The organism is Rhizobium sp. BK418 (assembly GCF_004341105.1).
Taxonomy (GTDB): Bacteria; Pseudomonadota; Alphaproteobacteria; order Rhizobiales; family Rhizobiaceae; genus Rhizobium.
The window spans coordinates 18730-39146 of record NZ_SLZK01000016.1 but is presented as its reverse complement, the minus strand read 5'-3'; the positions used below and the strand labels follow the sequence as shown (position 1 = coordinate 39146).

The 20417-nt window shown below is 60.3% G+C and carries 14 protein-coding genes; 3 read left to right on the top strand and 11 right to left on the bottom strand.

Annotated features, from left to right (window positions below; translation table 11 throughout):
- Positions 1-52 precede the first annotated feature (52 nt).
- Positions 53-1780 carry a ubiquinone-dependent pyruvate dehydrogenase gene (gene poxB / locus EV281_RS30880; RefSeq protein ID WP_132658643.1) on the top strand — a complete coding sequence of 576 codons (1728 nt, stop codon included), beginning with the start codon at positions 53-55 and terminating at the stop codon, positions 1778-1780.
- Between the two features lie 44 nt (positions 1781-1824).
- Here the strand turns inward: poxB and ugpC are convergent, their stop codons facing one another.
- The 5 genes from ugpC to EV281_RS30855 all read right to left on the bottom strand — a co-directional run bounded on the left by ugpC (position 1825) and on the right by EV281_RS30855 (position 8704).
- Positions 1825-2928: a sn-glycerol-3-phosphate ABC transporter ATP-binding protein UgpC gene (gene ugpC, locus EV281_RS30875; protein ID WP_132658642.1), complete on the bottom strand. Its 1104-nt coding sequence runs from the start codon at positions 2926-2928 to the stop codon at positions 1825-1827.
- Positions 2928-5519 (bottom strand): GH116 family glycosyl-hydrolase, encoded by a 2592-nt coding sequence (locus tag EV281_RS30870; RefSeq protein ID WP_132658641.1) that lies wholly within the window; start codon positions 5517-5519, stop codon positions 2928-2930. Before EV281_RS30870 ends, ugpC begins: the two co-directional genes overlap by 1 nt.
- Before the next feature lie 21 nt (positions 5520-5540).
- Positions 5541-6392: a carbohydrate ABC transporter permease gene (locus tag EV281_RS30865; protein ID WP_132658640.1), complete on the bottom strand. Its 852-nt coding sequence runs from the start codon at positions 6390-6392 to the stop codon at positions 5541-5543.
- The gene (locus EV281_RS30860) at positions 6389-7297 is read right to left on the bottom strand and encodes a sugar ABC transporter permease (protein WP_132658639.1); all 909 of its coding nucleotides are present in this window, start codon (positions 7295-7297) and stop codon (positions 6389-6391) included. Before EV281_RS30860 ends, EV281_RS30865 begins: the two co-directional genes overlap by 4 nt.
- 123 nt (positions 7298-7420) lie before the next feature.
- Complete coding sequence (locus EV281_RS30855; protein ID WP_132658638.1) at positions 7421-8704, bottom strand: sugar ABC transporter substrate-binding protein; 1284 nt, start codon at positions 8702-8704, stop codon at positions 7421-7423.
- A gap of 209 nt (positions 8705-8913) precedes the next feature.
- Here EV281_RS30855 and EV281_RS30850 point away from each other — a divergent pair, with 209 nt between their 5' ends.
- A complete protein-coding gene (locus tag EV281_RS30850) occupies positions 8914-9939 on the top strand; it encodes a LacI family DNA-binding transcriptional regulator (protein ID WP_132658637.1) in 1026 nt (341 codons plus the stop codon).
- Between the two features lie 148 nt (positions 9940-10087).
- Positions 10088-10921: an inositol monophosphatase family protein gene (locus EV281_RS30845; protein WP_132658636.1), complete on the top strand. Its 834-nt coding sequence runs from the start codon at positions 10088-10090 to the stop codon at positions 10919-10921.
- Positions 10922-10926: 5 nt separating this feature from the next.
- On the opposite strand, the gene EV281_RS30840 is transcribed toward EV281_RS30845, so the two are convergent.
- From EV281_RS30840 to tkt, 6 genes are all read right to left on the bottom strand, one after another.
- Positions 10927-12006, bottom strand: coding sequence for an ABC transporter ATP-binding protein (locus EV281_RS30840; protein WP_132658635.1), 1080 nt, complete (start codon positions 12004-12006; stop codon positions 10927-10929).
- Between the two features lie 23 nt (positions 12007-12029).
- The gene (locus tag EV281_RS30835) at positions 12030-12851 is read right to left on the bottom strand and encodes an ABC transporter permease subunit (RefSeq protein WP_132658634.1); all 822 of its coding nucleotides are present in this window, start codon (positions 12849-12851) and stop codon (positions 12030-12032) included.
- Positions 12848-13738, bottom strand: coding sequence for an ABC transporter permease subunit (locus EV281_RS30830; protein WP_132658633.1), 891 nt, complete (start codon positions 13736-13738; stop codon positions 12848-12850). The genes EV281_RS30835 and EV281_RS30830 overlap by 4 nt, the downstream gene beginning before the upstream one ends.
- Positions 13738-14883 carry an extracellular solute-binding protein gene (locus EV281_RS30825; protein ID WP_132658632.1) on the bottom strand — a complete coding sequence of 382 codons (1146 nt, stop codon included), beginning with the start codon at positions 14881-14883 and terminating at the stop codon, positions 13738-13740. The genes EV281_RS30830 and EV281_RS30825 overlap by 1 nt, the downstream gene beginning before the upstream one ends.
- A 685-nt stretch (positions 14884-15568) precedes the next feature.
- On the bottom strand, positions 15569-17821 hold the full coding sequence (locus EV281_RS30820; RefSeq protein WP_132658631.1) for a CDC48 family AAA ATPase: 2253 nt from the start codon (positions 17819-17821) through the stop codon (positions 15569-15571).
- A 404-nt stretch (positions 17822-18225) separates the two neighbouring features.
- On the bottom strand, positions 18226-20256 hold the full coding sequence (tkt, locus tag EV281_RS30815; RefSeq protein ID WP_132658630.1) for a transketolase: 2031 nt from the start codon (positions 20254-20256) through the stop codon (positions 18226-18228).
- Positions 20257-20417: the final 161 nt, after the last annotated feature.

Here is a 20417-nt window from a genome sequence, read left to right as displayed (position 1 = left end):
AGCCTAGCTTCCCGTTGCGATCCACCCCTAGACAAAGCACAGGAGCCTTTCGATGAAATCCAAGGTAGCTGATGTCCTGACAGAAGTGCTGCATTCGGCGGGGGTCAAGCGAATATATGGCGTGGTCGGAGACAGCCTGAACGGGCTCACGGAGGCGCTTCGGAAAAGAGGCGATATCGAGTGGGTCCATACCCGCCACGAAGAGACGGCCGCCTTTGCGGCGGGAGCCGAGGCCCATCTCAGCGGCGAACTGGCCGTGTGCGCCGGAAGCTGCGGCCCGGGCAATCTCCATCTCATCAACGGCCTGTTCGACTGTCATCGTTCGCGGGTCCCGGTCCTTGCCATTGCCGCGCAGATACCTTCGGCCGAAATCGGCAGAGGCTACTTTCAGGAAACGCATCCCGACCAGCTTTTCCGGGAATGCAGCCATTACTGCGAGCTCGTCAGCCATCCGGAGCAATTGCCGGCTGTCATCGAAACGGCCATTCGCACAGCTATCGGAAAGCGCGGCGTTGCCGTCGTCGTCATTTCGGGCGACGTGGCATTGACCGATTTTGCTGCCAAGATTTCGAACCCAGCCGCGCTCACCCTGTCCCAGCCCAACATCGTGCCGGTGAACGATCAGATCGATCGATTGGCCGCGCTACTCAACAACAGTTCGAAAGTCACTCTGCTTTGCGGCCGTGGCTGCGAAGGAGCGCATGACGAGCTAATAGCATTTGCGGATCGGCTGAAGGCGCCTATCGTCCATGCGCTCGGCGGCAAGGAACATGTCGAGTGGGACAATCCCTTCGATGTCGGCATGACCGGTCTGATCGGCTTCTCTTCCGGTTACAAGGCCATGCTTGAGTGCGACACGCTTGTCATGCTCGGCACCGACTTCCCATATCGGCAGTTCTACCCGACCGATGCCGAGATCGTGCAGGTGGATACTCGGCCGGAAAATCTCGGCCGCAGGGTGCCTTTGGATCTGGCGATCGTTGGTGATGTCAAATCGACATTGACCGCGACGCTGCCGAAGCTCACGGAGCGAACGGACAGGGATCACCTGGACGAGTGCCTTGCCGCCTACAGGAAGGCACGGGAAGGCCTCGATGACCTCGCCACCGGCCGAGAGGGCGGCAAGATTCATCCGCAATATGTGGCACGCCTTCTGAGTGAACATGCATCTGACGATGCCGTTTTCACCTTCGATGTCGGCACCCCCACGATCTGGGCCGCACGTTATCTGAAAATGAACGGAAAGCGTCGTCTGATCGGATCCCTGGTTCACGGATCGATGGCCAACGCCCTTCCTCAGGCGATCGGGGCACAGGCAACATACAAGGGGCGCCAGATCATCAGCATGTCCGGCGACGGCGGCTTTGCCATGTTGATGGGCGACTTTCTGACGCTCGTTCAACAGAATCTGCCGGTGAAGGTCGTCGTCTTCAACAATTCCGTTCTCGGATTCGTAGCGATGGAAATGAAGGCTTCGGGGCTCCTTGAGACCGGCACCGAACTCAAGAATCCGGATTTTGCGGCGGTTGCCCGCGCAGCCGGAGTCCATGGGCTTCGCGTGGAGAATCCCGCCGAACTCGATAGCGCCATCAGGGAAATCCTGGCGCACCCCGGCCCGGCACTGCTCGACGTCGTTACAAATACCCAGGAATTGTCGATGCCGCCCAGGATCGAAGCGGCGCAGGTGAAGGGTTTCGGTCTCTGGGCCATTCGAGCGGTGATGAACGGCCGGGGAGACGAACTCGTGGACCTGACTGTCTCGAATTTTCTGTCTCGATGAGGTCAGACGCTGCCCGTCGGTGCCAATACTGACCGAAGCCCCAATCAGTTCAGGTAAGCATCGCGCCAATCACTGCCGGAACCGATCGTCGTGCCAGCCGCGTCGAACAAGTGGACGAAAGGTTCGCGTATGGCGATCGGAATCCGCTCACCGGAGACCGCCCGGCTGATGCCACGCAGAGCGACGGTGAAACCATTCCCGGCCGCCGTCTCGGCATGGATGATTGATTCCGAGCCGAGGATTTCGGTATCACCGACGGTAATTTGCAGGCCGCCTTCGCCGATCTCGCAGTGTTCGGGCCTGATGCCGAATGTAATCGGGGCGCCATCGGCCAGATCAACCTGGCGACCGGGCAAGGGAACATGGGTGCCATCCTCCAGTGTGACGCCCAACAGGTCACCGGTGCGGCAGACCTGACCCGTCAGAAGGTTCATGGGCGGTGCGCCCAGAAAGCGAGCAACGAAGAGGTTTGACGGGCGCGCATAAAGCTCGATCGGTGGGCCGACCTGTTCGATGCGGCCTTCGTTGAGCACGACGATCTGATCGGCCATGGTCATCGCTTCGACCTGATCATGCGTGACGTACACCATTGTCGACTTCAGCCGCCGATGCAGGCTGATCAGCTCGCCACGCATTTTCACACGCAGCTCGGCATCGAGATTGGACAGAGGCTCATCGAAGAGAAAAGCCTTCGGTTCCTTGACGATGGCGCGGCCGATCGCAACACGCTGGCTCTGGCCGCCGGAAAGCTGGCTCGGGCGACGCGCCATCAGATGCTCGATCTGCAGGATGTTCGCAGCCTTGGCGACGCGGGCGGCAATCTCCGGCTTGGCGAGCTTTTGGTTCTCCAGGCCGAACTTGAGGTTCTGCTCGACACTCATATGCGGATAAAGCGCATAGGACTGGAAGACCATCGCCATGCCGCGTGCGGACGGCAAAAGATGATCGCAACGCTGCCCGTCAATGCGGATTTCGCCTGACGTGACTTCCTCCAGTCCCGCCATCATGCGCAGCAGGGTCGACTTGCCGCAACCGGAGGGTCCGACAAAGACAGTGAACGAACCGTCGGCGATCGTCAGATCTATACCATGGATGACTTCGAGACTTTGAAATGCCTTGCGGACATCCTTGAGTTCAATGCCGGCCATTACGCCACCGTCCCGAGTTCAATCGACTGCCCTGCTCCGATGGGCGTCTTTCCGGCAAGCCGATGCTTCAACCCGTCCACCGATATTTCGGCGGCGTTGAGGCTGCCGCCGAGCACTGCAAGACTGACGCCATCGCCCTTGCGGGTCAATGTGCCGAATGCGCTGCCGGCCGACCAGAACAGCTTGTAGTCGCCTTCCACTTTCGGTGCGAAGGCAAGCCTGCCAGAGACGAAATCGGCGCTGAGACCGGAGAAGGCGTTGACCAGCTGCCAGGCCGACATAGAGCGTGCATAGTAGGAGCCGCATTCGATATCGTTCCAAGGGTTGCGGCGCGAACCGTCGTGACGATTGCGGGCAGCGCGGACGATATCCATGCCCTCTTCGATCAGGCCATGCATAATGAGGTGTGAGGCGGCCATATATTCGATGCCGGTCCAGACCTCCTCCGCATAGGGGGCAGCCACCATCGGCTGGCGGATGCCTTCGGGATAGGTTGCGATCAACAGTCCCGCCTCATTTTCATAGGCGTAGTTGCGGCAGGGATTGAAGTGGTCCTCCAGCGTCGGGCGAAAATTGTTCTTGTGCACCGATTTCAGTGCGGTCCTCACCTTGTCCGCGTCGAGGAAATCGCCGATGCCGGCAACCTCGGCATGCCACTGGCCGAGGATTTGGTCGGCGATGCAACCCTCGCCCATCTGATATTTGAGCTCCTGGAACTCCTCCGACCAATAGGTTTCCATGAAGCCATCGGCAAGCACGCCGGCGGCGCGGCCGACATCGAAGGGGGTGAGCACCCCCTTGTCCGATAGGTCGATCTTCTGAATGAACCAGCGGCCATTGAAGAGCTCGGAATTGATATAGGCTGCGCCCGCTTTTCCCATCCGCGCTGTCTTTTCCGACAGTTCACCGTCGCCGAGGACGGCCGCCATTTCGGATATGCCAAGGAGAGCCGCCACATACATGGAGGCGAGCCAGGAGTTCGGGCCGAACAGCTCCATGTCGAGCGTCTGGTGCTGGCGGCCGGATAGGATGCCGCTTTGATCGGGATCCCAGCGATCGGGATTTTCCGGCGACCAGGCATATTCGATGGCCCGTTTGACGTTCGGCCAGTAGCGCCGCAGCCAGTCCGTATCGCCGCAGAGCTTCCAGTCGCGATAAGTTTTGATGATCGCACCGAAATGGCCGTCGGCGCAGGGGCCGATAATATCGAAACCGGAACCGAGCGGCAGTTTCTGGCGGAAGGTCAGCCCGCCCGTCGGCAGCTGATTGTAGGTGAACTCGGTCTCGCGCAGCGTCCGCTCGATTGCGGGAAAGAGGTGCGAGATCGCCTGCTGATAGTTCCAGACATGGGTGCAGCTGCCTTCGCAGGAGCCATCCTGAGTATGCTGGCCTTCCCAGGCCCAAAGCTCGCCATTCTCCAGGCGGATGCAGGTGGCCGTGCGCAGTAGCGCCAGCGTCGCGCTCGCTGCATCCTTGACTTCCGCCGGAAGCGTCGTGTCGAACAACCCGTCGCGGAAAGCGGCAGTTTGCGAGCTCAATGTATCCCAGCGCGTCAGGGCTTCGGTTGCGCTTGCCGTCGAGTCCGCCCATTGCGTCGCATAATAGTTCGTCCAGCTGGGCGTCGACCGATCGGGAATGGTGCCATCCGGTTTGTCGCGATAGGCCCAGTAGACATCTCCCTGCGGGAAGTTCCATGTGATGACGAAGCGCACCTTCTTGCGCGCCCCAGGCGCGACCACAAAGCGGGCCGCGAGTGTGCCATGTTCCGGCTGCAGGCTCATGTGCCGGGAAGTGCGCGGCTCGTCATAGTGCCGCTTCGGCAGACGGCCAGGTCGCGCGAACTCCTTCCAGTAGACGGCGAGATCGTCGAACCACTGGCCGCGATAATGATGATCGGTATGGTCGACATCATCGGCGTCTGTCGCGATCGTCAGGTCGCCCCGTTGCGTCGCAGGCAAGGTCGTATCGGACGAGGTCAGATGCAGGCTGCTGATCTTGCCTTCCTGCCTGAATGTGTGGATGCCGCTGTTCGAGCCATAATTGCCGAGTGTACCGGCAAGCGTATAGGTCAACTGATCCGGCGTATCGTTGACAACATCGAATTCGAACATCGCAACCGGCATCGAGGAATCCCGATCATTATGCGGAATGAAGGGACTTAGCGCCGAAAGCCTGACGCCGCCGGGAAAGCGCTCATCCTTGAAGACGAGATCGGCGGTCGGGAAGCGCCCGTAGAAATCGACCTCACGGAAATGCGGCACGCCGACCAGCGTCTGCCGGTTGGCGCCATGGCCAAAGCCATCGAACATCTTGCGCAAGCCCGGCGCGCCGGAGGGATTGAGATCATAGGGTCCGTTCAGGACGCGGGCATCGACGAGCTTCCCGTCCCTCTCGGCCTTGATGGCGAAATGCGAGTAGCCGTTATAGCCCTGAAGTGCTGGCCGATTGCGGATCGACCAATCGATCAGCCGGCCGCTACCCGAGATCGACAGGCCGCCCGATCCGATGCCGCCGAGCGGAAAGGCGATATAGCGCGTGCGCTCGCCCGTATAGGCAAAGCGGGCTTCGATGGAGGCGAGATCATCCCACATGAAAATACAATGTCCCTGATGTTAGTTTTTGATGCCGCTCATCGTGATGCCTTCGATCACGAATTTCTGGGCAAGGAGAAAAAGAAGAACGACCGGCAGGATCGACATGCTCATCGCTGCCATGACGACCGAGAGATTGCCCGACGCCATGTAGCCGCGCAGCACATCCATCGCGACCGGCAGCGTCAGCGATTCATTCGAGCTCAAGAGGACCTTTGCCTGGAAATAGTAGTTCCAGGTCTGGGTGAAGGTGATAATGCCGAGCGCCGATAGGGCCGGGCGAAGCTGCGGCAGCGAGATCCGCCAGAAGATCTTGAAATAGCCGGCGCCATCCATCAGCGCCGCCTCCTCCAGCGCCTTCGGCTGGCTCAGCATGAATTGACGCACCAGGAAGATGCCGAAACTGGAGGTAAGGTACATGAGCGCCAACCCGATCGGCCTGTCGAGCAGACCAAGGCGTGCGTAACCCAGATAGATCGGCAGGATCGTCACCTGTGCAGGAAACATCAGGCCGATGAGCAGGATGAAGAACAGGGTGTCACGACCGCGGAAATTCAGCCTGGCAAAGGCGAAGGCGGCAAGTGTGCAGGTCACCATCTGGCCGATGGTGACGATGACGGCGATCATCACGGAATTGAAGTAGATTTCCAGGAACGGCACGCGCGACGCCAGGACCTGCCGGTAGTTGGCGAGATTAAAATTCGGCGGCAGGAAGCTCGGCGGCAGCTTGTAGGCGTCCGAAACGGGACGGAAGGACATCGAAAACAGCCAGAGGAATGGCAGCAACATGCCGATCGCCATCACCACCATGGTGGCGATGATCGCCCAGTCGATCCAACGCTGGGCGGCGCGCGTCTGGATAAGCTCGTTCATTGCTGCACCCATTTGCGCGAGACGATCTGCTGAATGGCGGTGATGATGAGGATGATCACGGTCATGACGACGGAGATCGAGGCGGCATAACCGATCTGGAAACTTCCGAAGCCTTCCTCGACAATCTGGATCGACAGCGAGCGCGTGGCGTCACCTGGCCCGCCCTGCGTCAGGATGACGATCGATTCGAAGACCTGCAGCGCGCCGATCGAGGCATAGACGATGCAGAAGAAAACGACCGGCGAGATATAGGGCAGCGTGATGCGGAAGAACTGACGCCAGGCAGGTGTCCCGTCCATGACCGCCGCTTCCAGAATGTTCTTCGGCACGCCCTGGAGGGCCGCGATGAAGATGATCATGAAGAAGCCGGTATTCTTCCAGACGTCCATGATGATGATCGAAGTCATCGCCTGGCCGGCGTTCGTCAGCCAGCGGACCCCGGGAAGGCCGATCAGGCGGAGGTAATAGTTGATGACGCCGAGATCATCGCCGTAGAAGTAGGTCCAGACGATCGAGACGAAGGCGGCAGCGATAATGACCGGCAGGAAGAATGCCAGCCGGAAGAAATAGAGCAGCCAGCCCGGCATGGCGCGGTTCAGCGCCAGCGCCAGCAAAAGCCCGATCGAGACATTGAAGGTGACGGCAAAGAGCGCGAAGCGCAGCGTGTTCCAAAGGATCTGCAGCGAACGCTGATCGGTGAAGAAGCGGACGAAGTTGTCGAAACCGACCCATTGCGACCCGAGCATGGGATCGTAATAGGCAAAGGCAAGGATTGTCGTGACGATCACCGGCGCAATCACGAAAGTCAGATACAGTATGCCTGCCGGCAGGACGAAGAGATAGCCGGTCGCCGCCTGTGCGCGACGAAGCTGCGATGTCTGGCGTCTTTCAATGGTTGCGGTCATGGCACCTGTCTCGGATGGCGGGCATGGTTTGTCATCCGCCGCGTCCGGAGCGGCAGACGCCTTCAAGGCAATCTGCCGCCCGGCCGCGACGGCGGGAGGAAGATCGTGAGAGCCCTTGGTCGATCAGCCGCCCATGCGCTTCTTCAGCCTTTCGAAGGAGGCGTTGAGTTCGGCATCGGCCTGCTTGACGCCGTCGGCGATCTTGACCTCTCCGGCCATCATCGCCGTGTGATAGCGGATGAAGATCTTCTCGACCTCCTGGAAATTGGCAGGCGAAGGCACCGCCTTGGTATTCGGCAGCGTCTGGTAGTAGAGCGCTGCACTCGGCGGGAAACTCAGGAATCCGGGTGTCTCGGCTGCCGACTTGCGACCGGGAACACCGCCACCTTTTTCGCCCTCTTCCTTCTGCGTCTCCTCGCTCGTCAGTTCGAGGATCAGTGCCTTGGCAAGATCGGGTTGCTTGCTGGTCTTGGCGACAGCGTAGCCGCCAAAGCCAATCACCGTCGTGTCCGTCACCTTGCTCGGCGGAATGGCGACGTCCATGTTCAGCTTGTTGTTCTTGGCACTCTGAATGATCCAGTGGCCGCGGCTGATCATGGCCACCTGGCCGGCCATGAACTGATTGTCCATCGTATCCTTGCCGGGGATCGGCGAGACGCCGTCGACATGAATGAGGTCGTAGAGGAACTGCAGGCTCTCGGCGACCTTTGGATCGAGCATGTTCGATGCCGTCCACTCGTCATTGATGACGCCGGTCCCGTTCGAAAAGAACCAGGGCTGAATGAAGAAATTCTGGTTTGGCACTTCATAACCGAACTGGGTCACGTTGCCGGACGCATCTTTGACCGTCAGCTTCTTGGCGACGTCGCGGAACTCGTCCCATGTCCACTTGCCATCCTTTGGATAGGCGATGCCGGCTTTGTCGAACAAATCCCGGTTATAGTTGATCATGATGTTGTTCCAGCCGATCGGGATATAGTTGATATCCCCCTTGTAGCTCGACTGCTTGAAGAGGCTCGGCGCGAAGTCGGAAAAGCCCGGATTGGCGGCAACGAAATCGTTGAGCGGCAGAAAGAGGCCGCGCGACGAGAAGCTCTGGAAGGTCTCGATAGCCGTGCCGTAGACATCGGCTTGCTGGCCGGAATTGAATTGGCTGAAGACCTTGGTGACGTAGTCGCCCCAGCCGGTCGAAATCGGATCGACGGAGAGTTCAACCTTGACGTTGGGGTACTTCTTGTTGAAGCGCGCAATGGCGTTGGTCATGGCGGACAACTCGGCGTCGCCGCCGAAGCCCTGCATCTTCAGTGTCGCCGTTGCATCCGATTGCGCGAAGGCGCGCCCGACACCTGCGCCGGCGACAAGAGCAGCAGACGAAATCAGCAGCGAACGCCGCGAGAACTCATGCATGTAATCCTCCCTTTGCGCCTCCTTCCGGCGCGTTCCCATCTGTCCCGGCCTCCACCGGTCGAAACGTTTCGTATTCTTTTACTGAGATTTCGCGGACCCAGATCCCTCCCGGCTCCGCGAGCTGCCATTTGCTTAGTCGAAACGTTTCGTATAAGAGCATCAGAACGGCCCCATGGCAAGAGGTCCGAGAAAAAGCTCTGGAGGATGGGATGGCCACCATCAAGGATGTGGCGAAACGGGCTGGGGTCGCCATATCGACGGCATCGGCCGCGCTCAATCGTTCAGCCCCAGTCAGCGACGAGGTGATCGCCAAGGTCGAGGCCGCCGTCCGCGACATCGGCTACATCCCGCATGCTGGCGCGCGCAGCCTGCGTATGGGCCAGTCGCGGCTGATCGGCCTGATCCTGCCGGATATTACCAATCCGCATTTTGCCAAGGTCGCCAAGGTCGTCGAGTCCGCCTGCCTCAATGCCGGCTATATGGCGGCGGTCTATTCGACAAGCGAGGATCATGACCGCGAGCAGCAGATCCTGACCATGATGCGCATGCAGCGCGTCGAAGGTCTCATCATCATTCCGACGCGCTCGGATGCCGAGCATGGCGCCCGGATGATCGACAAGATCCATGTGCCCACAATCCTGCTCGACAGCTTCATTGAGGGCTTGCCCTATGACGTGATCAAGCTCGACAATATCGCGGCCGGCCGCATGGCCACTGAGCACCTTATCAGCCTTGGCCACAGACGGATCGCCGTCACCATCGGACGCAACAATATCGTCACCGGTGAAGATCGTCTTGCCGGCTATATGCAGGCGCATGCCATCCATGGCCTGCCGGTCGATCCGAGCCTGCTTCTTGAGGGGCGTTTCGACCAGGCGCTGGCGCATGACAGCACGATGAGGCGCATGCGTGAGCCGGAGCCGCCGACAGCGATTTTTGCGCTGTCGAACATGATGACGCTCGGCGTCCTGAACGCTCTGCGCGAAATGGCTTTCAAGGTGCCGGACGACGTCTCCGTCATCGGCATAGATGATTTCGATTTCGCAAATATCATGAACCCGCCGCCGACCGTCGTCGCCGCCCCGGTGCTTGAAATGGCCCAAAAGGCGATCTCCTCTCTGCTCAACGAGATCGCCACAAGAACGCCGCCAAGCGCTGCGCGCACGGTCTTTCCCCCTAGGCTGATCCTGCGCGAATCCTGCGCTGCGCCGGCGGACGAGCGAACCGAGGCATGACATTGTGGGGCCGCAGCAGATTTCGGTGCCCGCGACCGTTAACGCAGCGTTGAATGTCGTTGCGCCCGCTTCATAAAAGCATCATGCACATTTGTAATGGAAACGGCTTAATCGCCTGCCATCCTCAGTCATCACACGGATTGTCTTCATGGAATTGTCCTCGACCGCCGCGCGCCTGTCGCCGGCAGCCTCGCCCCGCCTGCTCGTGCTTGCCGAAACCGCCCTCAAGGCAGGCGAAACGGCGTGCAAGGCGCTCAGACGACGCACGGCCGCCGAGATGGTCCACAAGGCTGCCCGCGACTATCAGACCGAAATCGATGTCGCAGTCGAACGAATCATCGTCGAGGAGATGATGAACGAATTCCCAACCTATGCGATCAAAGGCGAGGAAGAGGTCGGCAACCGGCAGGGCGGCGCGGACGCGCCGGTCATCTATATCGATCCGATCGATGGAACGACCAATTTCGCCTGGGGTATCCCGCATTTCGGCATGACGATCTCGATCGCCGAGGCCGACCGTGTCGTTGCCGGGGTCGTGTATGACGCCATGCAGGACGAGCTCTTCAGCGCCGAGGCCGGCGGCGGCGCCTGGCTGAACGGCGAGCAGATCCACTGCGCCGAGGTCGCCGATATCCAGAACGTGCTCGTTGGCGCCGGCCTGCCGATCCCCGGCCAGGTGAAGGCGGTCCCGGAGGATCTCTATTTCGATGCTGTCAGACGGCTGATGGCCAATACCGCCGGTGTGCGTCGGCTCGGTTCGGCAGCGCTCTCAATCGCCTATGTCGCCTGCGGCCGGTTAGACGGCTTCTTCGAGGATGGTCTGTTAGTGCATGACTTCGGCGCTTCGGCGCTGATGGTCGAGGAAGCGGGCGGCATCGTCACGCGCTTTTCCGGCGCTGGCGTGAGCGGCAAAGGCGATATCCTCGCGGCAAGCAAGGCACTTTATCCCTGGCTGCAGGCAGGCTTTCAGCCGAAAGCCTGACTTATTCAGGCCGTAAAGAGCGGCTGCACGGTTGCAGCCGCTTCGGCCGATCCCGACTGATGGATCAGCGCGTTGTCGCGGAAGGCGAAAAAGGCGGAGCAGCTCGCAGTCACGAGCATACCGGCTCTGATCATATCGCTTGGCGCAACCATCGCCTTTAGCCTGAGGCGATCGGCAAGGTCGATATCCACGATCTTATGCGTGCCGAAATCTGTAACGCGATGGACCGTCGCCTCTGCCGCCTGGCTGGCGGGACGCACCGTCAAAGCTTCCGGGCGTATCGCAAGTGTCACCTTTCCGTCTGCAACGGGAATGGGGAAACTGAACAGCGGATGCGCGCAGACCCCGTTATGGATCTCGGTCTCGACGAAATTCATCGAGCCGATGAAGCTTGCGACGAAGGCCGTCTGCGGCGCGCGATAGATGACGCTCGGCGGTGCGACCTGCTCGGTGCGGCCGTCGCGCATGACGACGATGCGGTCGGCAAGCGCCAGGGCTTCATCCTGGCCGTGAGTGACGAAAAGCGTGGTGATGCCGAGCCTCTGCTGGATATCGCGCACTTCTTCGCGCAGCCGCTCGCGCAGGTGCTGGTCGAGGCTGGCAAAGGGTTCGTCGAGCAGCAGGATCTTCGGTTCGAGGACGAGCGAGCGCGCAAGGGCCACGCGCTGCTGCTGGCCGCCAGAAAGCTGCGTCACAGCCCGTCGTCCGTAGTCGGCAAGACCAACGAGGACCAAAGCATCCTCGACACGCCGGCGGATCTCCGCCTTCGGCAGGCGCCGCAGCTTCAGGCCAAAGGCGATGTTGTTAAAGACATCCATGTGGGTCCAAAGCGCATGGCTCTGGAACACCATGCCGGTCGGGCGCCGCTCCGGCGGCAGGGTCGTCACGTCCTTAGCGTCGATGCGGATGCTGCCGCCCGTCGGCCGCTCAAAGCCGCCGATCATGCGCAGCAATGTCGATTTGCCGGAACCTGACGGGCCGAGCAGGCAGACGAGTTCGCCATCGCCCACCTCAAGCGTAAAATCGCGAACGGCAAAGGTATGGCCGAAGCTCTTCGAAACGCCTTCGATTGCCAGATGTGCCATAGTCCTATCCTTTCTGCCGGCGCTCAGGCGCCCAAGCCCCTCGCAAAGGCGCCGGTCCCGACAACGCGTCGCGCAAACATCAATGCCGCAAAGGACGGCACCCACAGCATGACGGAGAGGACGGCGCCATATTGGACGACGATCTGGCTATTGATGAAGCTGATCATCAGCACCGGCATGGTGCGAATTTCCGGCGCGCCGATCAGCCAGGCGCCCTCCGTCTCATAGAACGTGCCGACGAATGTCAGGAGCACTGCGGTTGAGATCGTCGGCGCAGCCTGCGGCAATGTGATAGACCAGAAGACGCGAAGCGGCATTGCGCCGGCGTCGCGCGCGGCCTCCTCCATGCGCCGGTCGACATTCTGGAAGGCGGCCACCGGGATCCAGATCATCAGCATCAGCGTGCCGACGAGCTGGATCAGCACCACGCCCCAGAAGGTGCTGATCAGCCCCAGCTGCAGGAAAATGCCGGCAATCGCCACCAGCAACCCGAACTTCGGAAAGGCGTGTGAAGCGAGAAAGGAGAGGAAGAGGACGTTGCGCCCTGGAAAACGCATGCGCGCAAAGGCGTAGGCCGCAGGAAGACAGATGATCGCCGATAGCACCGTTACCGTCGCCGTCAGCCGCAGGCTGAGGAAAAGCGCATCCCAGACATCCTTGCGGGCCAGCGTCTGCGACCAGAAACGCAGCCCGAATTGCTGGGGAATGACCGAGGGAAAGCGCCAGACCTCCGTGAAGGCCCAGGTGGCAACGACCAGCAGCGGCAGTGCGATGAAGAGCGTCAGCAGCAGCGAGAGAGCCACACCAATCCAGTCGAGTTTCAATGTGGCCGCCTGGCGCATCATCGGCCCTCGCGGTTGCGGGCGATCGACCAGACGTAGACGACGCCGAAGAAGAGGCAGAAGCAAAAAGTGATGACGGCCTGTGTCAGGGCATTCAACGGGTCGTTCATATCGGCGAAGGTGCGCTGCATGAAGGGTCCCATCATCTCAGGCGAAGCGGGACCGAGCACGTAGGGGAGCGTGAAGGCCGAGAATATGCCAAGCACGGCGAAGGATGCCGTCACCAGCAGCGAATTGCCCATGCGCGGAAGGATAATCGAGATGAAAACTCTCAAAGGTCTTGCACCGACATCGCGGGCAGCCTCGATGGAGTTATTGGAAACGGATGAGAGCCCGGCCGCCAGCATCAGCACGGTCAGGGGCAGATTGTCCCAGACGAGGCCGATAACCGGTCCCCAGGGCGTCAGGTAGGGGCTCGGCAGTTTCGGCAGCCCAACGGCGTTAAGCAGGATGTCGACCGTACCATTCGGCCCGATCGTACGGATCAACGCGTAGGAGAGAATGATCGAAGGGACGAACATCGGAAAGATCGCAAGCCCCTGGACATAAGCAGCAAGGCGGCTGCCGGAAAACCGCAGGTAAAGCGCAATCGGAAAGCCGATTGCAAGCAGGAGCAGACCGCAGATAAGGGTGGTCCAGAGCGTCAGCCAGAGATTGTTCAGGCTGTACCCATCCGTGAAGAAGAAATGATAGGAGGCGAGCGAAAACGCGATCGTCCCGTCCGGTTGCCGCACGAAAATGGTCGCGGCAACTGCCGAGAAGATCGGAAAGATAATCAGCCAGCCGACCAGAAAGACCGGCATGCCGACGAGGAGGAGCCCGTAAAGGCTTCCCCTGCTAGGAGGCTGAGCGCGGTCAACGACCGCAGGCTGCGCCGTATCGACCGCCATCAGGTGCGGCTGATGCCGGGCGCGACGTTGCGGTACCAGCCGTCGTTGATCGCCTTTTCCCAGTCGCCGCCCGGGAAGGTCGGGATGGTCGCGGGGATGACGTCGGCATATTTCTTGCGCAGGTCTTCGGAAACGTGATCCCAGGAAACGCCCGGGAAGCCGCCAATCTCGGTGATGATGGCTTCCTGCATCTCGCTCGTCAGCATGAAGGCGGCGAGCTTGAGGGCAGCATCCCTGTTGGCGCCGTTGGTGAAGATCGTCATGGCAGAAAACCCGCCGCAGAGTGCGAGATCGGAGAGCTGCACGAGGCCGGTCGTCTCGGGCAGAACGCCCTGCGAGATCGCCTGCAGGACCTGATCGGACCAGACCGGGGCCATGGTAACGACGCCCTGAGCGAGAAGCTGGATCGACTGCGTGTTGCCGGCGGTATAGGCGCCCTTCTGATAGAGTGACGGCGCGAGATCATTGAGGATCTTCCAGGCCGGCGTCAGCGACTGTTCGGCAAAGTCGGCGCTGAAATTGTCGATCTTGAACTTCTTCGGATCGCGGCCATTGGCTTCGTGGATCGCACGGCGAACGAAATTTCCGCCCGAACCGCCCTTGTCCGGGCGGTTGTAGATGAACTGGCCGGGATTGGCCTTGATCCAGGCCGTCAGCTGTTCCCAGGTCTTAGGAGCGTCCTTCGGGTCGAGCTTGGTCTTGTCGCAGGCAAGCAGAACCTGCGAGCCGCGATAAGGCAGCGCGTAGGGCGTGTCGATAGCGAGGGGGTTGACGCGGTCGAAGCCAGGAACGTTCTCCGCGGAGAATTTTACCCAGAGACCCGCATCGATACCGCCGGCCGGAAGGCGCGGATCGAAGGATTCGAAGAGATCTGCCTGCGGATCGGTCTTGGTCTTCAGCGCGGCGAGAGCGCGATCGGCGATGGCGCGCAATCCGTTATTGTCGCCGCCATCGGTCACCTTCAGCGCGACTTCCGGATGCGCTTTTTCGAAAGCCGGACGGATGATGTTATTCCAGAGGTCGATGATATTGGAATCCGAGCCGCTGTAGAGATCGATCGTGCCTGCGGCGGCCGAGGCGAAACGCGGAAGGGCAAGAAGACCCGCGGCCGCCGATGAGGTGATCAGAAATTCGCGCCTATTCATACCTGTCTCCCTTCGTTCTCGAGGCCGCGCCGCAGATGAGTTCTGAGACTTGCTAACTCCGGCGCGTAACATCGGAATGACAGAAGCGAAGAAAATGCACACGTGTGCCAAATGCTGGTAGACGAGGCCGATACTCGATTCCGGGCAGCATTATCGACCCCGGAAAATTCGTCAGACAAGTTCGTTATTTCCTGAGTGAAACAGCCCGGCCAGAATGCCTGGCACCAAGGAGTGGTCAATACGCGACTTGATCGCGTGGGCGTGAGAAAGCTCGCAGTTAAGCCGCTGCCGGGCCTACAGCTGGCTTCCTTGGTCCGCTCGACCGGGTTGCGCGTCAGACCAAGAGATTGGAGGCGACGATGCGCGGAGGTGGTGGACGGGGTTAAAACGCATTTCCCAAGAGTCTCCGGAAACACCCTGTATTTCGCCGTTTACAAGCCGCATAACTCGTTTCCGACACCTTTCAGCAAACAACCCCGTCCACCCCCTCCAGCAGACGATAATCATTTCGAATCAACCGCCTAAGCCGGATGGGGTTACCCCGTCCATACACCCTCCACCTCTGTGAACCCCGTCCAGAATCTGCCGTTGATGGACGGGGTTCCAGGACCGGACGGGGTTGCCGTGGACGGGGTTCGTCATCCTTCAGGAAATAAAAACCGAGGTTTGGCCGCCTCCATCGTCTTTACTCCGCAGCCTGCCGCAGTGGGGTAAAACCGATTTGCCGTCGCTGCGGGCTTTCTTGCCGCAACGTCCGCAGCATCTCCTCGTATTCCTGCTCCATTTCCGGGGTGACGGACGGGCGGACTTCCTGGAGCGCCTTGGAGAAATCCTCTTTGGTCACGGTGGAAGCGTCGAGCGAAGTTCGCAGCGCGATGAGTCCAGCGCGACGCGTCAAGTCCTCAAGGTCGGCCCCGGTAAAGCGCACGGTCTGTTCGGCGAGTTCATCCAAATCGACATTGTCAGCCAATGGCATCTTCTTCGTATGGATACCGAGGATTTTCCGCCGCGCTTTGGCATCAGGGACCGGAACGTAGACCAGTTCGTCAAAACGGCCCGGTCTCAGAAGCGCGGGATCGAGAAGATTTGGCCGGTTGGTCGCCGCCATGACAACGACGCCCTGCATGTCCTCCAGACCATCCATCTCTGCCAGAAGCGTGTTGACCACGCGTTCGGTTACCGCCGGCTCACCCAAGCCTCCGCCACGGGCCGGAGCAAGCGAGTCGATCTCATCGATAAAGATAACCGTCGGGGCGACCTGCCTGGCGCGCTCGAACAGCCGCGAAACCTGCTGTTCGGATTCGCCATACCATTTCGACAGAAGGTCGGATGACTTCGTCGCCACGAAATTGGCTTCAGCCTCGCGCGCCACGGCTTTTGCGAGCAGCGTCTTGCCGGTTCCCGGAGGCCCGAAGAGCAGGAAGCCCTTGGCGGGGCGAATGCCCATCCGCTTGAAGGACTGCGGTGCGCGCAGCGGCAGCTCCACACCCTCCTTCAGCTTCATCTGTGCTTCGTCCAGTCCGCCGACGTCCTCCCAGCGCACGTTGGGTGCCTGGATCATGATCTCACGCAGAGCCGATGGTTGAATACGCTTCATCGCCGACAGGAAGTCATCCTGCGAAACCGTCAGCTTCTCCAGAACCTCACTCGGAATACCTTCCCGAAGATTGATGTCCGGCAGCACACGTCGCAACGCATCCATCGCTGCTTCGCGAACGAGTGCCCCCAGATCCGCGCCGACGAAACCGTAGGTCGTTCTGGCGATTTCGTCGAGATCGGTATCTTCCGCAAGCGGCATGCCACGGGTGTGGATGGCCAGGACTTCGCGCCGCCCGTTCTGGTCTGGAACGCCGATGACAATCTCGCGATCAAAGCGTCCCGGACGCCGCAGCGCCTCATCGATCGCGTCGCGCCTGTTGGTCGCACCGATAACGACAATATTCTGCCGGGGCTCCAGCCCATCCATCAAAGTCAGGAGTTGGGCAACGATACGTCGCTCGACCTCGCCAGTGACCTGTTCACGCTTCGGCGCGATGGAGTCGATCTCGTCGATGAAGATTATGGAAGGAGCGTTCTGCGAGGCTTCCTGGAAGACCTGCCTCAGCCGTTCCTCGGACTCGCCGTATCGGCTGCCCATGATTTCGGGTCCGGCGATATGGTAGAAATTGGCCTCCGTCTCGTTGGCGACGGCCCGGGCAAGAAGGGTCTTGCCGGTTCCCGGAGGCCCGTAGAGCAATACGCCCTTCGGCGGGTCGATGCCGAGGCGCTGAAAGAGCTCCGGATGGCGCAAGGGCAGTTCCACCATCTCGCGGACCTGTTCGACGGACGAGCCTAGACCGCCAATATCATCGTAGGTGACGTCCGCGCGGCGTGCCTCCTTCGGCTCCTCGAACTGCGGACGCAGCTCGACTGTGGTCTGCTCTGTCATCTGGACGATGCCACGAGGCTGCGTCGAGACGACAACGAGCCTGATTTCCTGAAGACCGTAAGCCGGAAGATTGAACCGTGGATCCCTTATTCGTTGCTGCACCGATGTCGAAACGACGTCTCCCGCAACCATCGGCATCTGGAGGAAAGTTCGCTGCAGAGCCTCACCTGATCCCTGTAGCACCAAATTCTTCTGCGCCGGCGCCAGAACCACCTTCGTCGCCGGACGCGCCTCGGCTTTGCGGATTTCGATGTGGTCTCCGCTCGTCACTCCGGCATTTACGCGTTGCAGGCCATCGAGGCGCACAATGTTCAATCCCTCGTCATCGGGATAGGGACGCATCGCGACCGCAGCCGTATGGCGCTTGCCGATAAGTTCGATGAGGTCACCCTCTCGAATACCAAGCTTGCTCATCGCGCTCGAAGATAGGCGCGCAATGCTTGTTCCCGCATCCTGCGGTCTCATGTTTGCAACTTGCAATGTGAGTATCTGATCATCTGAGACGGACACAAGAACCTCCATAAAGTCGGGAACTGAAACGCGTAAGGATCGGCACGAGGATTATTACGCCCGATGACCCTGTCGGAAGAAGTGGATCAAAGTATAGGGCATGGATGACGGTTTTCGAGCCGCCGCATTGATCCAGTCTGTGTGCGAGGCGGCTGCGACCATAAGCGATGCATCGCTAGCCGATCGGCCTTAAGGAAGGCTGGGCGAGCAATTTCGCTCAAAACTTTCTCGACTGAAAAGCCCAGAGGGTCCATGGCACGCGCAAATCCGTCGAAATGCGAATTGGTTCGGCCACTGCTGAAGAACGTGCCGATGACGGCGGCCTGACACGTCCCTCGCCGATGGCCGAGCGCCTTTACAAACAGCATCGGGACGCTGCTTTCAGGACGCGGATCGCCAACCACTCATCGAAGCAGAGAGCGGAGCGCATCTTTTGCTGCGCTCGTCACCGCATCGGTGGTGATGCCGAACTTCTCGTAGACGTCGCCGATTTTGCCCGACGCGCCGAAGCTGTGCATTCCGACGAACCTGCCGTCGAGCCCGAGATATCGGTCCCAACTGTCCCGGACGGCCGCTTCCACCGCGACACGCGCCGTTCCCTGCCCGAGAACCGCGCGCTTATAGTCGGGCGTCTGCGCCTCGAACAGCAGTCGGCAGGGGATGGAGACAACTGCAGTTGGAATGCCTTCCGCCTGGAGCCTGGCTCTTGCCTCAGCGGCGAGGTGCAATTCCGACCCGGTCGACATGATCGTCAGCTGACGCTCGCCGCCCGCAGCTTCAAGGAGAACATATCCGCCTTTTGCCGACAGGTTTTCGGAGCCCGGCTCCTTTCTCAGAAGCGGCATGGGCTGGCGGGACAGCGCAATCAGCGCAGCCCGCCGCGGGGCGTCGAGAATGGCCTGCCAGCATTCCGCCGTCTCGATCGGATCTCCCGGGCGGAATACGGCAAGGCCCGGAATGGCGCGCAGCGCCGTCAGATGTTCGACCGGCTGATGTGTCGGGCCGTCCTCGCCGAGGCCGATCGAGTCATGCGTCATCACGAAGATCGACCGCACCTCCATCATCGCCGCCAGTCGAATGGAGGGGCGCGCATAATCGGAGAAGGTCAGGAAGGTGCCGCCATAGGGGATCAGCCCGCCATGAAGAGCGATCCCGTTGATGGCTGCAGCCATGCCATGCTCACGCACGCCATAGTGAATGTAGGAGCCATTATATTGGCCAGGCGCGATCTCGATCATGGATTTGGCCTTCGTATTGTTGGAAGGCGTCAGGTCTGCCGATCCGCCGATGAGCTCAGGGAGCGCTTCTGCGAGATGGTTGAGCACAATCCCGCTCGCCTGCCTGGTCGCAAGGTCCTTTTCAGCAGAGAGAAGCTCTTCTTTTGCCGCCTCGATCGCCTTCGTCCAGTCCGAGGGCAGTTCACCCTTCATGCGGCGTTCGAAATCAGCGCGAATGTCAGCCTTCGCCGTCTGGACCCGGACCGCCCAGGCCATTCGGGCATTGCGTCCCTTCGCGCCAATCTTTCTCCAGTCTTCCAACAGGTTGGACGGAATCTCGAAAGGTGGCGCATTCCAGCCGAGTATCTTGCGGGCGCCGGCAATCTCCTCTTCGCCGGGGGCGTCGCTATGGGCCTTCTGCGTGCCGGCGCGGGTCGGAAAGCCGAAGCCGATGATGGTCTTGCACGCGATCATGGACGGGCGATCGGTGACCCGTTGGGCTTCGACGATCGCATTGCGGATGGCGTCGGTATCGTGGCCGTCGATTTCCTGAACATGCCAGTTCGACGCACGAAACCGCGCCGGCTGATCGTCGGATTCCGCCAGGCTCGTCGCGCCGTCGATCGATATCGAGTTATTGTCCCAGAACGCGATCAGCTTGCCGAGCTTCAGATGGCCGGCCAGCGATATGGCCTCCTGGCTGATGCCTTCCATCAGGCATCCGTCGCCGAGGAACACGTAGGTATAGTGGTTGGATAGATCGTCACCGAACCTGGCGTTCATGATGCGCTCGGCAAGTGCGAAGCCGACCGAATTGGCAATGCCCTGTCCGAGCGGACCCGTGGTCGTTTCGATCCCCGTAGCATGGTGATATTCCGGGTGCCCCGCCGTTCTGCTGCCGATCTGGCGAAAATTCTTGATTTCGTCGATCGTCATGTCCCGATAGCCGGTCAGATAGAGCAGGCTGTAGAGCAGCATCGAGCCATGACCGTTGGAGATCAGGAAACGGTCCCGGTCGAACCAGTAGGGATCTTCGGCATCGAATTTCAGAAATTCGGAAAAGAGCACGACAGCAATGTCGGCCATGCCCATCGGCATGCCCGGATGCCCGCTCTTGGCCTTCTCGACGGCGTCCATCGAGAGAAACCGGATGCAATTGGCCATGTCGCGCAGGTGTTGATCGCGGGGCGCCGGTACAGACTTCACGGATTCCGTCATGATCGTTTCCTCAGGTCTGGGTGAAAGGACAAACCGAAGATAGTGCCCGATGCGGACTGGGCTACTGCGACATGTTGAAATCTCGCCACGAACGCCTCATCCAATGGTCATCTCGCCGACCGTGGCTCGTTCCGGGTTCGATTGAGACATTCACACACGCC